This window comes from Enterobacter sp. DC4 (assembly GCF_000568095.1).
In the GTDB taxonomy this organism is placed as follows: domain Bacteria; phylum Pseudomonadota; class Gammaproteobacteria; order Enterobacterales; family Enterobacteriaceae; genus Enterobacter; species Enterobacter pseudoroggenkampii.
Genome location: NZ_AZUB01000001.1, coordinates 117,980 through 134,419, shown reverse-complemented (window position 1 = coordinate 134,419; position 16,440 = coordinate 117,980). Strand labels below are relative to the sequence as shown.

Genomic DNA, 16,440 nt, shown 5'->3' with positions numbered 1-16,440 from the left:
GCATTAGCAGGGCGGCGTGTTTCCCCCGAAGTCTCAGAATCATGGCCAAAGAACAAACGGACCGTACGACACTAGATCTGTTCGCGAATGAGCGTCGCCCGGGACGACCCAAGACGAATCCGCTTTCGCGCGATGAACAGCTGCGTATCAATAAACGCAACCAGCTTAAACGCGATAAAAATCGTGGGCTTAAGCGTGTCGAACTGAAGCTTAACGCCGACGCCGTCGATGCGCTGAACGAGCTGGCCGACGCGCGAAATATCAGCCGCAGCGAACTCATTGAAGAGATGTTGATCGCGCAGCTTGAGACGTTACGCGGCCAGGCATAAGTCTGAAAATCCTCTTTATCACCCTTTTCATGTAGCACAGAGTGCAGTCCTGCGCGATAGCTGTTTCCGCAGGGTTGCCAGTTCTGCTATTATTGCCCTTATCCGTGGCCGAATTGCGCCACCATACTATTAAGTTTCAAGAGGTTATTTTACTCATGGCAATCATCGGCATTTTCTTTGGCAGTGATACCGGCAATACCGAAAATATCGCAAAAAACATTCAAAAACAGCTCGGTAAAGACGTTGCTGATGTGCATGACATCGCCAAGAGCAGCAAAGAAGATCTGGAAGGCTATGACATTCTGCTGCTGGGTATCCCAACCTGGTACTACGGTGAAGCCCAGTGCGACTGGGATGATTTCTTCCCGACGCTGGAAGAAGTGGACTTCAACGGTAAGCTGGTCGCCCTGTTTGGCTGTGGCGATCAGGAAGACTACGCCGAATACTTCTGTGACGCGCTGGGTACCATCCGCGACATCATTGAGCCGAATGGCGCGGTTATTGTAGGCCACTGGCCGACCGCCGGTTACCACTTCGAAGCGTCTAAAGGCCTGGCCGATGACGATCACTTCGTGGGTCTGGCCATCGACGAAGACCGTCAGCCAGAACTGACCGCCGAGCGTGTTGAGAAGTGGGTGAAGCAGATCCGTGAGGAACTGCACCTGGACGATATTCTGAACGCCTGATTATTTCGCGGCGCAACTGCGGTTGCGCCCATGCCCCAGGTCAAACCGATTAAATTAATCGCTACAATCTTTTAACTTTTTCGCCCAGACCTGTACAATGTCTCCCTGATAAAATGTGGTTTTCCATTGAGCAAGTTTGTCGGTGATACCCCATTTTTATAAGCATATTTTGCCTGAGACTTGCAGTTTTCATTTAGCCATGGCAGTTCTATAATGAGACGCATTATCCCAGGTGCATTTTCTGTCACTTCCTACAGAAGTGAATCGTTTAGCAACAGGACAGATTCCGCATGACTGACAACAATACCGCATTAAAGAAGGCTGGCCTGAAAGTTACGCTTCCTCGGTTAAAAATCCTTGAAGTGCTTCAGGGTCCAGACAATCACCATGTCAGTGCGGAAGACCTTTATAAACGTCTTATCGACATGGGTGAAGAGATTGGGCTGGCTACCGTCTATCGCGTGCTGAACCAGTTTGATGACGCGGGCATTGTTACCCGTCATAATTTTGAAGGCGGTAAATCTGTTTTCGAACTGACCCAGCAGCAGCACCACGATCACCTGATCTGCCTCGATTGCGGCAAGGTCATTGAATTCAGCGATGATTCCATCGAATCACGCCAGCGTGAAATCGCCGCGCGTCATGGCATCCGCCTGACCAACCACAGCCTGTACCTTTACGGTCATTGTGCTGAAGGCGATTGCCGCGAAGACGACCACGCGCACGACGCGAAATAAACAAGTGTTCATACTCTGAGCCAGCCGTAAGGTTGGCTTTTTTTTGCCTAAAAAAATGCCCGGTGGCGCAGCGCCACCGGGCATGATAACAGCGAGTTACTTACTGTTATTGCTTCGAATTTCTTTCCAAATCTGGTCGCAACGCTTCGCCACTTCCTGATCGTTACCGGTTTTACGCGCCTGGATACAGGCCTGGTAATCCATTACGCGGACATTTTCCTGCGTCGCGAACTGCTCATGCGCTTTCTCTTTCTTCAGCACGTTTAGCACGCTCTGACAGGCTTCAATTTTCTCCGGCGATCCTTCCGCAGTATTAATGCAGGCGCTATACGCCTCCTTCAGGCGGGAGTCCTCTTTTGGTGCCTGAGTCTGAGCACACGCCACCAGCCCTGATGCCAGCAACGCGACGACTACGATTTTTTTCATCATATACAGTCTCCATACCGGCGGGACTCAGCCCGCCGGTGCGTTTATCAGAAGATGGTGAATGGGGCGATAACCATGAATTTCACGTCACGTTCATCCTGGAAAATGTTGCCGTAACCGCCCGCATAGCTCGGGATATCGGAGTGATTGTCATACTGGGTGAAGTGCAGTTTGAACATCGTGCCTTTCGCGCGGCCATCCTGCAGGGTATAGATTGCATCCAGGCTGTAGGAAGACTCTTTCAGGCGATAGTTTGGATCGTAGTAAGCATCCGGTGTTGCCATATCGGCAGGTTTTGCGTCCCAGGCGTAAGCGTAAGAAGCGCCCACCGCCCAGCCAGGCAGGTTCCAGTTTTTCAGGTCGTACATTGCACCGAAGAAGACCGCTTTCTCGCCGTCGGCGTTGAAGTCTGAGCGGTTATCCCACCAGATATCAAGACGGCCGTTGGAGGAGGCGTAGGTCGGAGTCATACGCTGCAGGAAGTAGCCCTGCTGCCCTTCCGCCTTCACCCATGTGCCTTCCAGACGCAAATCAACCTGACCAACCTTGTAGCCGAAGGTGAGTGCCTGCAGCCACGCGGTGCCGTCATAAATGTCATTGACCCCACCGTTACTGACTTTATCGCGCGTACCGTAGAACTGGTAGCTGGTACTCAGCGGGCTACCCGCGACATCAAACTTATAGCTGGCCTTGGCAAAGTACTGATCGATATAGCCTTGTGCCTGACCAAATGCCGCTTCAAGCACCAGATCGTTTTTGAAGTCGTATTTCGCGCCCAGCGAGTGCAGGTAATCGACTTTGGTTTTTTTATCGTTCTGGTAGAACTTGTCCATCTCGATGTGCCAAGGCGCTTTGTACTCGTTGGTCCACATATAGGAGAAGCTCAACGCACCCGCATCACCGTAGTCAAAATTAGCCCCCGCTTCCGCACCCTGATAGGTACCCGGCATAAAGCTCCAGTGTGGCGCTAACAGAGTCTGGCCAGTTGGCTGAATATAACCGCCGCGCGCCCATACCGGACCGTATTTAAATTTCGCCGCGGCTTTGTAAAGGCTTATACCGCTCTTATCCCCGGACCAGTCTTCATCATAGGCTTTGTTGCTGGAGGAGAAGGCGATTTCGTTCGGGTGGCCGCTGTCGCCGTTTTCCGCCATTTCAATCGCGGTGAACGCTGCAATATCCAGACCGAACATATCCGCGGCATAGCCTGACTGGAAGTCCAGATTGGCGTTCCAGGTGGAGTGAGAAAGGTTGGTTTTGTATTTATCTTCAGTGACGTCTTTACGGTCACGCTCACGCTGCCAGTAATAAATACCGCCCGTGAGGGTAGAATCTTCGATGAAACCCGCTGCTTTTGCCTCTGGCGCAATCACAAGTCCCGACATTGCTGTCACACCGGCAATAGCCAGCGCCAGCGCACTACGTTTGCCACTGAACGTACGCATAGATTATTCCTCTTTGACGAATTAAAACGCCTGAAACGGCGTAAATAAAAAAGACCAAATGGTCAGGGGTAGTTTTAAATACCCTCGAATTAACTACCGTCTTTAGGTTATTTTTCGCGACGCGAATTATCAATGCTTTTTAGCGGACAAAAGTCAGGATTATGACGAAGTGCACATAATTGGTAGTGCTTTGTAACATTTACGGGAAGGCGAGAAATGACGGGGAATTATCAGGTATTTCAGTGGGTAGACGTGGTATCTCTTTCCTTTTATGTAACATTTTTTATTTTCGCAATGGCACAAACTTTTTTTTAAAAAATAAGTAGCACCTCATTGACCTGATATTTTCATGACACCTCTTTAGGCCCTGGCTTAATACCCTGATCGTTATATAAAAAAACGCCGCACAGTGCGGCGTTTGTCTCTCATTGACCAGAGCAGCAATATTATTCGCCGATCTTCGTCCAGGTATCACGCAGACCTACAGTACGGTTAAATACTGGTTTTTCCGCGGTGCTGTAACGGCTGTCCAGGCAGAAGTAACCTTCACGTTCGAACTGGAACGCTTTGCCCGCTTCAGCGGCTTTCAGAGAAGGTTCCGCATAACCCTGCTTGATCACCAGCGATTCCGGGTTGATGGTCGCCAGGAAGTCTTCCGCCGCACCCGGGTTAGGCACGCTGAACAGACGATCGTACAGACGAATTTCTACCGGCAGCGCGTGGGATGCGCTCACCCAGTGGATAACGCCCTTCACTTTACGGCCATCAGCAGGATCTTTGCTCAGCGTTTCAGCGTCATAAGAACAGAAGATGGTGGTGATATTCCCTTCCGCATCTTTTTCAACGCGCTCGGCTTTGATGACGTAAGCATTACGCAGACGCACTTCTTTACCCAGCACCAGACGCTTGTACTGCTTGTTGGCTTCTTCGCGGAAGTCAGCGCGGTCAATCCAGATCTCGCCGCTGAACGGCACGTCACGGCTTCCCATTTCCGGTTTGTTCGGATGGTTAGGCATGGAGACCAGCTCGCTTTCACCCTGCGGATAGTTTTCGATGACCAGTTTCACCGGGTCGATAACCGCCATCGCGCGCGGGGCGTTTTCGTTGAGATCTTCACGAATGCAGGATTCCAGGGAAGCCATCTCAATGGTGTTATCCTGCTTGGTCACGCCGATACGTTTGCAGAACTCACGAATAGACGCGGCAGTGTAACCACGACGACGCAGACCAGAAATGGTAGGCATACGCGGGTCATCCCAGCCCTCAACGTGCTTGTCGGTCACCAGCAGGTTCAGCTTACGCTTGGACATCACGGTGTATTCCAGATTCAGACGAGAGAACTCGTACTGGCGCGGGTGCACAGGAATGGTGATGTTATCCAGCACCCAGTCGTACAGACGACGGTTATCCTGGAACTCCAGCGTACACAGGGAGTGCGTAATACCTTCCAGCGCATCGCTGATGCAGTGGGTAAAGTCGTACATCGGGTAGATGCACCACTTGTTACCGGTCTGGTGGTGTTCTGCGAACTTGATACGGTACAGCACCGGATCGCGCATCACGATGAACGGAGACGCCATATCGATTTTGGCACGCAGGCACGCTTTACCTTCTTCGAAGCCGCCGGCACGCATTTTTTCAAACAGCGCCAGGTTCTCTTCCACGCTGCGATCGCGGAACGGGCTGTTTTTGCCCGGCGCGGTCAGCGTACCGCGGTATTCGCGGATTTCGTCAGCAGACAGCTCGTCGACATACGCCAGACCTTTGTTGATAAGCTCTACCGCATAGGCGTACAGCTGATCGAAATAGTCAGAGGAGTAGCAGATGTCGCCAGACCAGTTGAAGCCCAGCCACTGCACGTCGTTCTTAATGGACTCAACGTATTCGATGTCTTCTTTTACTGGGTTGGTGTCATCGAAACGCAGGTTGCACTGGCCCTGGTAGTCCTGGGCAATGCCAAAGTTCAGGCAGATAGATTTTGCATGCCCGATGTGCAGGTAGCCGTTCGGCTCCGGCGGGAAACGGGTATGGATTGTGGTGTGCTTACCACTGGCCAGATCTTCATCGATGATCTGACGAATAAAGTTACTCGGGCGGGCTTCTGCCTCACTCATCGTGGATTCCTCAAAGCGTAAACAACGTATAACGGCGTATGATCTTATAAGCCGGACGTAGTGACAACCCTTAAAACGTCTCTGAAGAAAATAATGGGGGCATTTGCTGCAAAAAAAAGCGGCGGAGGATATCCCCCGCCGCTTAAGGCATGACTCTACTCAGGAGCGATTACTTGCCTTTAATCTCATATAGCGGTGTTTGACCCGCAACAACCTGACCTTTCGCCTGGATAACCAGACCGCTGAAGTCGTCAATGTTGCTGCAAACCACCGGGCTTATCATGGAGCGTGCGTTGGCGTTCAGGAAGTCCAGATCCATTTCCAGAATCGGCTGCCCTGCCACCACTTCAGCGCCCTCTTCCACCAGGCGAGTAAAGCCCTGACCGTTCAGCGCAACGGTATCGATACCCATATGGACAACGATCTCCGCACCATTTTCGGTTTCGAGGCAGAACGCGTGGTTGGTGTTGAAGATTTTCACGATGGTGCCGGCCGCCGGAGACACAACGGTTTTTTCCGTTGGTTTCACCGCCACACCGTCACCGACCGCTTTGCTGGCGAAGGCTTCGTCAGGCACTTGCTCAATCGCAACGACTTCACCGGTTACCGGTGAAACCAGCGCGGCTACCGTTTTGGCGTTGGGTACTGCCTGCGGTTTTGCAGCCGCTGGCGCGCCGGCAGGTGCGGCAGAAGCTTCTGCTGCGGCTACCGGACCGGTGGTTTTCATGGCGTTAGCAATTTTCTCTGCCACGAAGCCAACGATAATCTGCACGCTGGTTTTGTTCAGGCGGATAACACCTGAAGCACCCAGACGTTTGGCCAGCGCTTCGTTCACCAGGGAAGAATCTTTCACGTTCAGACGCAGACGGGTGATACAGGCGTCGATACCGGTCAGGTTGTCAGAACCGCCAACAGCGGCGATGTATTGACGCGCCAGACCTGAAACGTCCTGATCCTGAGCACCGCTCACGTTCACATCCTGACCATCCGCTTCGCTACCGGCCACGGCCAGCTCACGACCCGGGGTCATCAGGTTGAATTTGGTGATAGTGAAACGGAACACCATGTAGTAGATCGCGAAGAACACCAGACCTTGTGGAATCAGCATCCACCAGTGGGTCGCCAGCGGGTTACGGGAAGAAAGCACCATATCCACCAGACCCGCACTGAAGCCGAAACCGGCAATCCAGTGCATGCTGGCAGCGATGAACACGGAGATACCGGTCAGCACAGCGTGGATCACATACAGAACTGGCGCCACGAACATGAAGGAGAACTCCAGCGGCTCGGTGATACCGGTGAAGAAGGCCGCGAACGCCCCCGCCATCATGATACCCAGCACTTTCGCTTTGTTCTCTGGACGCGCGCAGTGGTAGATAGCCAGCGCAGCTCCCGGCAGACCAAACATCATGATCGGGAAGAAGCCAGCCTGGTAACGACCGGTGATACCGACAACCGCTTTACCTGCTTCGATGGACTGTGCGCCACCCAGGAAGTTAGGAATATCGTTAATACCGGCAACATCGAACCAGAATACAGAGTTCAGCGCGTGGTGCAGACCGACCGGGATCAGCAGACGGTTAAAGAACGCGTACACGCCCGCACCGACAGAACCCAGTTTCTGGATGTGCTCACCGAAGTTCACCAGACCGTCGAAGATCATCGGCCAGACGTACATCATGATGAACGCAACAACGATCATCACAAACGAGGTCAGGATGGGGACCAGACGGCGGCCGCTAAAGAAGGAGAGCGCTTTTGGCAGCTCTACGCTGCTGAAGCGGTTATACAGTTCAGCGGAGATGATACCCACAAGGATACCGACAAACTGGTTACTGATCTTACCAAATGCCGCCGGAACCTGGTCCGCCGGGATTTTTTGGATCATGGCCACCGCTGCCGGTGAGCAGAGAGTGGTTAACACAAGGAAACCGACAAAACCGGTCAGCGCAGCGGCACCGTCTTTGTCTTTGGACATACCATAAGCCACACCAATAGCAAACAACACGGACATGTTGTCGATAATGGCAGAGCCCGACTTGATAAAGAACGCCGCCAGCGCGCTGGTATTACCCCAGCCGTTGGGGTCGATCCAGTAGCCGACACCCATCAGGATGGCTGCGGCAGGCAGCGTGGCGACCGGCACCATCAGTGCGCGACCAACCTTTTGTAAATAACCTAGAATACTCACTTTCTTCCCCCTATGAGACCCCGTTTAAGGCATGTTCTCAGCTCTGTTTTTTTATTGTGTCACGAACTATAGATACAGTTGATGATTCACTGGCATTGTGAGTGTGTGAAAAATTAATTCGTATCGCAAATTAAACGCGTACTTTTTGTGATTTTTGTCACCAAATATCGTTATTCACCCTCCCTTATACTGGCTAACAGCGAAAACTTATTTTATCATTCAAAAAATCAAGACGGATTGATCCGGCCTGAAAGTTTCCAGGTTACGCTTAAGTATCAGGTTCCGATAGCCATCCGCCCACTCTTCTACTTTAACTCTCGAGGTGAACAATGAGACTGATTCCCCTGGCAACTGCTGAACAAGTTGGTAAATGGGCCGCTCGCCATATCGTAAACCGCATTAACGCATTCAAGCCGACTGCCGATCGTCCTTTCGTTCTTGGACTTCCAACAGGCGGCACGCCGCTGACAGCCTATAAGGCGCTGGTTGAGATGCATAAAGCAGGCCAGGTTAGCTTCAAACATGTTGTCACCTTCAATATGGATGAATACGTTGGCTTACCGAAAGACCACCCGGAAAGCTACCATAGCTTTATGCACCGCAATTTCTTTGATCACGTTGATATTCCATCTGAAAATATTAACCTGCTGAATGGAAACGCGCCGGATATTGACGCAGAATGCCGTCAGTATGAAGAAAAAATCCGTTCTTACGGTAAGATCCACCTGTTCATGGGTGGTGTAGGTAATGATGGTCATATCGCGTTTAACGAACCGGCGTCATCTCTGGCTTCCCGCACCCGTATTAAAACGCTGACCCATGACACGCGCGTGGCAAACTCCCGCTTCTTTGACGGCGATGTTAACCAGGTTCCAAAATACGCCCTGACCGTAGGCGTAGGCACCCTGCTGGATGCCGAAGAAGTGATGATTCTGGTGCTGGGCGGCGTGAAAGCGCAGGCGCTCCAGGCTGCCGTTGAAGGCAACGTTAACCATATGTGGACCATCAGCTGCCTGCAGCTGCATCCGAAATCCGTCATCGTCTGTGACGAACCGTCCACGATGGAGCTGAAGGTAAAAACGCTGAAATACTTCAACGAGTTAGAAGCCGAGAATATCAAAGGTCTGTAATTGAATAACCGCCTCTTCATCAGGAGGCGGCCGCTTTTTTTTAACCGGGGGTCGTTATGTACGCTTTAACCCACGGTCGGATTTATACCGGCCATGAAATTCTGGATGACCATGCGATTGTTATCGCTGATGGCCTGATTGAACGTGTTTGCCCGCTGGCAGAACTGCCGCCGGAGATTGAACAGCGCTCACTCAATGGAGCAGTAATCTCCCCCGGTTTCATCGACGTTCAGCTCAACGGCTGCGGCGGTGTGCAATTCAATGATACCGCCGAGGCGGTAACGGTCGAAACGCTGGAGATCATGCAAAAAGCCAATGAGAAATCGGGCTGCACCAGCTATCTGCCAACGCTCATCACCAGCAGTGATGACCTCATGAAGCAGGGTATCCGTGTGATGCGTGAATATCTGGCCAAACATCCTAATCAGGCGCTGGGTCTGCACCTTGAAGGGCCATGGCTGAACATGGTCAAGAAAGGAACGCATAACCCGAATTACGTGCGTAAGCCTGATGCGGAGCTGGTTGACTACATGTGTGCCAACGCCGACGTGATCACCAAAGTGACGCTGGCACCTGAAATGACGGGTACGGATGTCATCAGCAAACTTGCTGCCGCCGGGATTATCGTTTCAGCCGGTCACTCAAACGCGACGCTGAAAGAAGCCAAAGCCGGTTTCCGCGCGGGCATTACCTTCGCGACGCACCTTTACAACGCCATGCCGTATATCACAGGCCGTGAACCGGGTCTGGTCGGGGCGATTCTGGATGAGCCAGACGTCTACTGCGGTATTATTGCTGACGGCTTACACGTTGATTACACCAACATCCGCAATGCTAAGCGGCTGAAAGGTGACAAGCTTTGTCTGGTGACGGATGCCACTGCACCGGCAGGTGCAAATATTGAGCAGTTCATTTTTGCCGGTAAAACAATATACTACCGCAATGGACTGTGTGTGGATGAAAACGGTACGCTGAGTGGTTCCTCTTTGACCATGATTGAAGGGGTGCGTAACCTGGTTGAGCATTGCGGGATTGCGCTTGATGAAGTCCTGCGTATGGCAACCCTTTATCCGGCTCGCGCAATGGGCGTGGATAAACAGCTCGGCGGAATTGCACCAGGTATGGTTGCAAACCTGACGGCATTCACACACGATTATAAAATTATTAAGACCATCGTTAATGGTAACGAGGTCGTCACTGAGTAAGTAAAAGTATGACACCTGGCGGACAAGCTCAAATCGGTAATGTCGATCTCGTTAAACAACTTAACAGTGCGGCGGTATATCGCCTGATTGACCAACACGGACCCATCTCGCGAATTCAGATAGCCGAACAAAGCCAGCTTGCACCCGCCAGCGTGACAAAAATTACCCGCCAGCTTATTGAGCGCGGTCTGATCAAAGAAGTCGATCAGCAGGCCTCCACCGGAGGCCGTCGCGCCATCTCCATTATTACTGAAACCCGAAATTTTCAGGCAATTGGCGTCCGTCTGGGCCGTCATGACACCACGCTCACGCTATACGATCTGAGCAGTAAAGCCATCGCGGAAGAGCACTACCCTCTTCCGGAGCGCACCCAGGAGACGCTGGAGCATGCGCTGCTGAATACCATCGCGCAGTTTATTGAAAGCTGTCAGCGCAAGATCCGCGAACTCATCGCCATCTCCGTAATTCTGCCCGGTCTGGTCGACCCGGAAAGCGGCGTGATCCGCTATATGCCGCACATTCCGGTTGAAAACTGGGGGCTGGTCGATGCGCTGGAAAAGCGTTTTAAAGTGACCTGCTTTGTGGGCCACGATATTCGCTCGCTGGCGCTGGCGGAGCACTACTTTGGTGCGAGCCAGGACTGTGAAGACTCTATTCTGGTGCGCGTTCACCGCGGAACGGGCGCGGGCATTATCTCTAACGGCCGTATTTTTATTGGTCGCAACGGTAACGTCGGTGAGATTGGCCACATTCAGGTTGAGCCCCTTGGGGAGCGCTGCCACTGCGGCAATTTCGGCTGTCTTGAAACCATCGCCGCCAACACGGCCATCGAGCAGCGCGTTCGCCATCTGCTTGAACAGGGTTACCAAAGCCGCGTCACGCTGGACGACTGCAAAATAGGCACCATCTGCAAAGCCGCTAATAAAGGCGACGCGCTGGCCTGCGAAGTAATCGAGCAGGTGGGGCGTCATCTGGGGAAAACTATCGCCATCGCCATTAACCTGTTTAACCCACAAAAAGTGGTGATCGCCGGTGAAATTGTGGAAGCGGAGAAGGTACTGCTCCCCGCGATTGAAGGCTGTATTAACACCCAGGCGCTGAAAGCATTCCGCCAGAATCTTCCGGTGGTTCGTTCAAAGCTTGACCATCGCTCGGCGATTGGCGCGTTCGCGCTGGTCAAACGCGCCATGCTCAACGGAATTCTGCTGCAGCATTTGCTGGAAAGTTGATCGGACCTTATAGTAACGCCTTCTTTTTTTAATGTCGGACTGTCCATGACCATTAAGAATGTAATTTGTGATATCGACGGCGTGCTGATGCACGACAACGTTGCCGTGCCGGGTGCTGCGGAGTTTCTTCACCGCATCATCGACAAAGGAATGCCTCTGGTTCTTCTCACGAACTACCCTTCTCAGACCGGTCAGGATCTGGCAAACCGCTTTGCCACGGCGGGTGTAGATGTCCCGGACAGCGTGTTTTATACCTCGGCGATGGCCACGGCGGATTTTCTGAAGCGTCAGGAAGGGAAAAAAGCCTACGTGGTGGGTGAAGGTGCGCTGATCCATGAACTATACAAAGCGGGCTTTACCATCACCGACGTCAACCCGGACTTTGTGATTGTTGGCGAAACGCGATCCTTTAACTGGGAGATGATGCATAAAGCTGCATACTTTGTCGCCAGCGGTGCGCGCTTTATCGCCACCAACCCGGATACCCACGGCCGCGGTTTTTATCCGGCCTGTGGCGCGCTGTGTGCCGGTATCGAAAAAATCTCTGGTCGTCAGCCGTTCGTTGTCGGGAAACCGAGCCCGTGGATCATTCGTGCCGCGCTAAATAAAATGCAGGCCCACTCTGAAGAAACCGTGATTGTCGGCGACAACCTGCGCACCGATATTCTGGCCGGTTTCCAGGCGGGTCTGGAGACGATTCTGGTCCTCTCTGGCGTCTCTCAGCTTGATGACATTGATTCGATGCCGTTCCGGCCAAGCTGGATTTACCCCTCCGTCGACGAAATCGACATTATCTGATTCCGAACCACGCCTCAGGGCGTGGTTTTTTATTTTCTCGCCTGCAAAACACAACTGCATCTAACGGAAAAGCACTTTCATTGCATAATCATCAATAAAAGTGCTCACGACATACGCATTTTTCACAGATCGGCAACCGCCATTGCACTATTTCCGTTTTCACCCGTAAAACGCTTGCGCGCCCTGCCCCTTTGCGGCATTTTCATAAGCAAGCAACATTACAAAGCAACAGGGTTAACGGAGAAGGTTATGTGTTCAATTTTTGGCGTACTGGATATTAAAACTGACGCAGGCGAACTGCGTAAAAAGGCACTCGAACTGTCCCGCCTGATGCGCCATCGCGGACCGGACTGGTCAGGCGTTTACGCCAGTGACAAAGCGATTCTGGCTCACGAACGTCTGTCTATTGTTGACGTCAACGCCGGTGCACAGCCGCTGTATAACGAGAAAAAAACGCACGCGCTGGCTGTCAACGGTGAGATCTACAACCACCAGGCGCTGCGCGCCGAATACGGCGACCGCTACGCGTTCCAGACCGGTTCTGACTGTGAAGTGATCCTGGCGCTTTATCAGGAGAAAGGGCCTGAGTTCCTGGACGACCTGCAGGGCATGTTCGCCTTCGCGCTGTACGACAGCGAAAAAGACGCTTACCTGATTGGCCGCGACCATATCGGCATTATCCCGCTGTACATGGGCCACGATGAGCATGGCAACTTCTACGTTGCTTCTGAAATGAAAGCCCTGGTACCGGTCTGCCGCACCATCAAAGAGTTCCCGGCAGGCAGCTACCTGTGGAGCAAAGACGGCGAGATCCGTCAATATTATCAGCGTGACTGGTTCGATTTCGACGCGGTAAAAGACAACGTCACGGACAAAGCCGAGCTGCGTCAGGCGCTGGAAGATTCCGTGAAAAGCCACCTGATGTCCGACGTGCCGTACGGCGTGCTGCTCTCTGGCGGTCTGGACTCCTCCGTGATCTCCGCGATCACCAAGAAATTCGCGGCCCGTCGCGTGGAAGATCAGGAGCGCTCAGAAGCCTGGTGGCCACAGCTGCACTCCTTTGCCGTGGGCCTGGAAGGCGCACCTGATCTGAAAGCCGCGCAGGAAGTGGCAAACCACCTGGGGACCGTGCACCATGAAATTCATTTCACCGTGCAGGAAGGTCTGGATGCGATCCGCGATGTGATCTATCACATTGAAACCTATGACGTGACCACCATCCGCGCCTCGACCCCGATGTACCTGATGTCACGTAAGATCAAAGCGATGGGCATCAAGATGGTGCTCTCCGGTGAAGGTTCTGACGAAGTGTTTGGCGGCTACCTGTACTTCCACAAAGCGCCGAATGCCAAAGAGCTGCACGAAGAGACCGTGCGCAAACTGCAGGCGTTGCACATGTTCGACTGTGCGCGTGCCAACAAAGCGATGTCCGCCTGGGGCGTGGAAGCGCGCGTGCCGTTCCTGGATAAGAAATTCCTCGACGTGGCGATGCGCATCAACCCGCAGGACAAGATGTGCGGCAACGGTAAAATGGAAAAACATATCCTGCGTGAATGTTTTGAATCCTACCTGCCGGCGAGCGTGGCGTGGCGTCAGAAAGAGCAGTTCTCTGATGGCGTAGGTTATAGCTGGATCGACACCCTGAAAGAGGTCGCGGCGAAACAGGTTTCTGACCAACAGCTGGAAACCGCAAGCTTCCGCTTCCCGTACAACACGCCGGGTTCGAAAGAAGCATATCTCTACCGTGAAATTTTTGAAGAATTGTTCCCGGTACCGAGCGCTGCGGAGTGTGTGCCGGGTGGCCCGTCCGTCGCCTGCTCGTCTGCCAAAGCGATTGAATGGGATGAATCGTTCAAATCCATGAACGATCCGTCAGGACGTGCGGTAGGCGTTCACCAGTCAGCCTACAAATAATCGCGTATTTCATCATCAGGCCCTGCGGGGCCTGATTTTTTTTGCCCCGCTTTTGCACAGCTAAAAACGATTAATAACCAATAATTGCCGAATATTCGGTCACGCTGTTCGCAACCTAACCAAACAGTCACATTCCGGCTATTTTCGTTGAAAAAGGTGTTGACGCTGCAAGGGTCTATACGCATAATGCGCCCCGCAACGCCGATAAGGTAACGCGAAAAAAGATGGCTACGTAGCTCAGTTGGTTAGAGCACATCACTCATAATGATGGGGTCACAGGTTCGAATCCCGTCGTAGCCACCATCTTTTTTGCGGGAGTGGCGAAATTGGTAGACGCACCAGATTTAGGTTCTGGCGCCGCAAGGTGTGCGAGTTCAAGTCTCGCCTCCCGCACCATTCCCGGGTAAGCGTTGCACGGATGGGGTATCGCCAAGCGGTAAGGCACCGGTTTTTGATACCGGCATTCCCTGGTTCGAATCCAGGTACCCCAGCCATATTTCTTCGATTTTGCGGTTCTCCGCGGTATTGGGGTATCGCCAAGCGGTAAGGCACCGGTTTTTGATACCGGCATTCCCTGGTTCGAATCCAGGTACCCCAGCCATCGAAGATTGCAGTACTGGCTACGTAGCTCAGTTGGTTAGAGCACATCACTCATAATGATGGGGTCACAGGTTCGAATCCCGTCGTAGCCACCAAATTTAGATTATCGATGTTGTTCGGTAATGAAAAAAATTGTTGGGGTATCGCCAAGCGGTAAGGCACCGGATTCTGATTCCGGCATTCCGAGGTTCGAATCCTCGTACCCCAGCCAATTTAAAAAAGTCGTTAAGCAGTTTGTTTAACGCAATTGGGGTGTCGCCAAGCGGTAAGGCTCTGGTTTCTGATACCAGCATTCCGGGGTTCGAATCCCTGCACCCCAGCCACTTAGTAACAAAAAAGCCCGCTCTGCGGGCTTTTTTGTTTTTGTACAGAATTGTGCGGCCTGATGCCCTCACCCTAGCCCTCTCCCACGGGGAGAGGGAAAAAAGTTTAGAGTCCGAGGGCGTACTTCAGGGCCTGACGCTTCAGACCACCGGCGCGTTCCGCTGCCATCAGGCCAATATTACGCAGAATGCGCACCGGGGCCAGGTCATTGCTGAACCCGGCATAGAACAGATCCATTCCCGACTGCATGATGAAATTGTCCGCCATTCGCCGCGTCTGGTAACGCTTTAGCACCTGATGGCTGGCCCAGTTTTCCGCGTGTCCGCGGGCGCTGCCCAGCACATCCAGTAACGCATCGACGTCGCGATATCCCAGGTTCACACCCTGCCCGGCCAGCGGATGAATGGTGTGTGCCGCATCGCCCACCAGCGCCAGCCCTTCACGGGCATACTGCAAAGCGTGACGGCGCGTGAGCGGGAACGCCCCGGCGGCGACCGGCGTAACGTTGCCCAGGCGGCTCGGGAAGTGCAGGCGGATTTCCCGCTGCAATTGTTCCATTGAAAGCCCCTGCAGCTGGCGAATACGCGCCGGTTTGTCGTACCACACCAGCGACGCCCAATTATCAAACAGCGGTAAAAAGGCGTGCGGACCGTTCGGCGTAAAGTGCTGCCAGGTGCTTTCTCCCGGTGCATTCTCGCACTCGACGGTAATCAGCATGCAGGACTGCTCGTACTGCCAGGCATGAACCCCGATACCCGCCATCTGTCTGACCTGCGAGTTAGCGCCGTCCGCCCCAACGACCAGCTTCACGGACAGCTCATCGCCGCTGTCGAGCGTCAGTAGATAGCCGCTCTCGTGAGGATGCAGTGCCTTAATCGAGGCCGGAAAACGCAGCGTCACCTTCGGATGTGTCTCCAGCGCCTGCCAGAGCGCCAGCTGGAGCACATTGTTTTCCACCATATAACCCAGGCGCGGCAGCTTCAGCTCAGCGGCATCAAACGCAACGTGGGCATTTTCCCACTCCCAGGTTTCAAGACGGCTGTAAGGATGGGCGCGCATTGCCAGCACCGCCTCCCAGACGCCCAGCCCGCGCAGCAGATCGACGGACGCTGCGCTGATCGCGGAAATGCGCACATCCGGTTTGCTGGCGGGATCGAAGGCCGGCGGAGCCGCCTGTTCGATTACCGTTACCTCAAATCCCTGCTGCGCCAGCCCCAGCGCCAGCGCGCCGCCGACCATACCGCCGCCGACAACGGCAACTTCGGTGTGTAGGAGTGTCATGGTCAATTTTCCTTATTGGAGAATCCCTTAA

Annotated in this window: 13 protein-coding genes and 7 tRNA genes; 15 read left to right on the top strand and 5 right to left on the bottom strand. The window is 53.2% G+C overall.

Annotated elements, in window-relative coordinates; all coding sequences use genetic code 11:
* Positions 1 to 41: 41 nt before the first annotated feature.
* From ybfE to fur, 3 genes are all read left to right on the top strand, one after another.
* On the top strand, positions 42 to 329 hold the full coding sequence (gene ybfE, locus P349_RS23310) for a LexA regulated protein (RefSeq protein WP_024908816.1): 288 nt from the start codon (positions 42 to 44) through the stop codon (positions 327 to 329).
* Between the two features lie 155 nt (positions 330 to 484).
* Entirely contained in the window at positions 485 to 1,015 is a 531-nt protein-coding gene (fldA, locus tag P349_RS23315) for a flavodoxin FldA (RefSeq protein ID WP_008501067.1), read from the top strand.
* 290 nt (positions 1,016 to 1,305) lie between these two features.
* Positions 1,306 to 1,752, top strand: a complete 447-nt coding sequence (gene fur / locus P349_RS23320; protein WP_023310771.1) for a ferric iron uptake transcriptional regulator — start codon at positions 1,306 to 1,308, stop codon at positions 1,750 to 1,752.
* A 96-nt stretch (positions 1,753 to 1,848) separates the two neighbouring features.
* Here fur and chiQ read toward each other — a convergent pair whose 3' ends face one another.
* The 4 genes from chiQ to nagE all read right to left on the bottom strand — a co-directional run bounded on the left by chiQ (position 1,849) and on the right by nagE (position 7,928).
* On the bottom strand, positions 1,849 to 2,178 hold the full coding sequence (chiQ, locus tag P349_RS23325) for a ChiQ/YbfN family lipoprotein (RefSeq protein ID WP_024908817.1): 330 nt from the start codon (positions 2,176 to 2,178) through the stop codon (positions 1,849 to 1,851).
* Positions 2,179 to 2,225: 47 nt separating this feature from the next.
* On the bottom strand, positions 2,226 to 3,623 hold the full coding sequence (gene chiP / locus P349_RS23330; RefSeq protein WP_032649540.1) for a chitoporin ChiP: 1,398 nt from the start codon (positions 3,621 to 3,623) through the stop codon (positions 2,226 to 2,228).
* A 446-nt stretch (positions 3,624 to 4,069) separates the two neighbouring features.
* Positions 4,070 to 5,737 (bottom strand): glutamine--tRNA ligase, encoded by a 1,668-nt coding sequence (glnS, locus tag P349_RS23335; RefSeq protein WP_032649541.1) that lies wholly within the window; start codon positions 5,735 to 5,737, stop codon positions 4,070 to 4,072.
* A gap of 169 nt (positions 5,738 to 5,906) precedes the next feature.
* Positions 5,907 to 7,928 (bottom strand): N-acetylglucosamine-specific PTS transporter subunit IIBC, encoded by a 2,022-nt coding sequence (gene nagE / locus P349_RS23340; RefSeq protein WP_032649543.1) that lies wholly within the window; start codon positions 7,926 to 7,928, stop codon positions 5,907 to 5,909.
* A 329-nt stretch (positions 7,929 to 8,257) separates the two neighbouring features.
* Here nagE and nagB point away from each other — a divergent pair, with 329 nt between their 5' ends.
* From nagB to P349_RS23400, 12 genes are all read left to right on the top strand, one after another.
* On the top strand, positions 8,258 to 9,058 hold the full coding sequence (nagB, locus tag P349_RS23345; protein ID WP_023310765.1) for a glucosamine-6-phosphate deaminase: 801 nt from the start codon (positions 8,258 to 8,260) through the stop codon (positions 9,056 to 9,058).
* A gap of 56 nt (positions 9,059 to 9,114) precedes the next feature.
* Positions 9,115 to 10,263, top strand: coding sequence for an N-acetylglucosamine-6-phosphate deacetylase (nagA, locus tag P349_RS23350; protein ID WP_024907026.1), 1,149 nt, complete (start codon positions 9,115 to 9,117; stop codon positions 10,261 to 10,263).
* A gap of 8 nt (positions 10,264 to 10,271) precedes the next feature.
* Positions 10,272 to 11,492 (top strand): DNA-binding transcriptional regulator NagC, encoded by a 1,221-nt coding sequence (nagC, locus tag P349_RS23355; protein ID WP_024907025.1) that lies wholly within the window; start codon positions 10,272 to 10,274, stop codon positions 11,490 to 11,492.
* Positions 11,493 to 11,537: 45 nt separating this feature from the next.
* Positions 11,538 to 12,290: a ribonucleotide monophosphatase NagD gene (nagD, locus tag P349_RS23360; RefSeq protein ID WP_023310763.1), complete on the top strand. Its 753-nt coding sequence runs from the start codon at positions 11,538 to 11,540 to the stop codon at positions 12,288 to 12,290.
* A 249-nt stretch (positions 12,291 to 12,539) separates the two neighbouring features.
* Complete coding sequence (asnB, locus tag P349_RS23365) at positions 12,540 to 14,204, top strand: asparagine synthase B (RefSeq protein WP_014069343.1); 1,665 nt, start codon at positions 12,540 to 12,542, stop codon at positions 14,202 to 14,204.
* 226 nt (positions 14,205 to 14,430) lie between these two features.
* Positions 14,431 to 14,507: transfer RNA gene (locus tag P349_RS23370), tRNA-Met, on the top strand.
* Positions 14,508 to 14,515: 8 nt separating this feature from the next.
* A tRNA-Leu gene (locus P349_RS23375) sits at positions 14,516 to 14,600 on the top strand.
* A 23-nt stretch (positions 14,601 to 14,623) separates the two neighbouring features.
* Positions 14,624 to 14,698: transfer RNA gene (locus P349_RS23380), tRNA-Gln, on the top strand.
* A 32-nt stretch (positions 14,699 to 14,730) separates the two neighbouring features.
* Positions 14,731 to 14,805: transfer RNA gene (locus tag P349_RS23385), tRNA-Gln, on the top strand.
* Between the two features lie 17 nt (positions 14,806 to 14,822).
* A tRNA-Met gene (locus P349_RS23390) sits at positions 14,823 to 14,899 on the top strand.
* 41 nt (positions 14,900 to 14,940) lie between these two features.
* Positions 14,941 to 15,015: transfer RNA gene (locus tag P349_RS23395), tRNA-Gln, on the top strand.
* Positions 15,016 to 15,052: 37 nt separating this feature from the next.
* A tRNA-Gln gene (locus P349_RS23400) sits at positions 15,053 to 15,127 on the top strand.
* 106 nt (positions 15,128 to 15,233) lie between these two features.
* Here the strand turns inward: P349_RS23400 and ubiF are convergent.
* A complete protein-coding gene (gene ubiF, locus P349_RS23405; protein ID WP_032649545.1) occupies positions 15,234 to 16,409 on the bottom strand; it encodes a 3-demethoxyubiquinol 3-hydroxylase in 1,176 nt (391 codons plus the stop codon).
* Positions 16,410 to 16,440 lie beyond the last annotated feature (31 nt).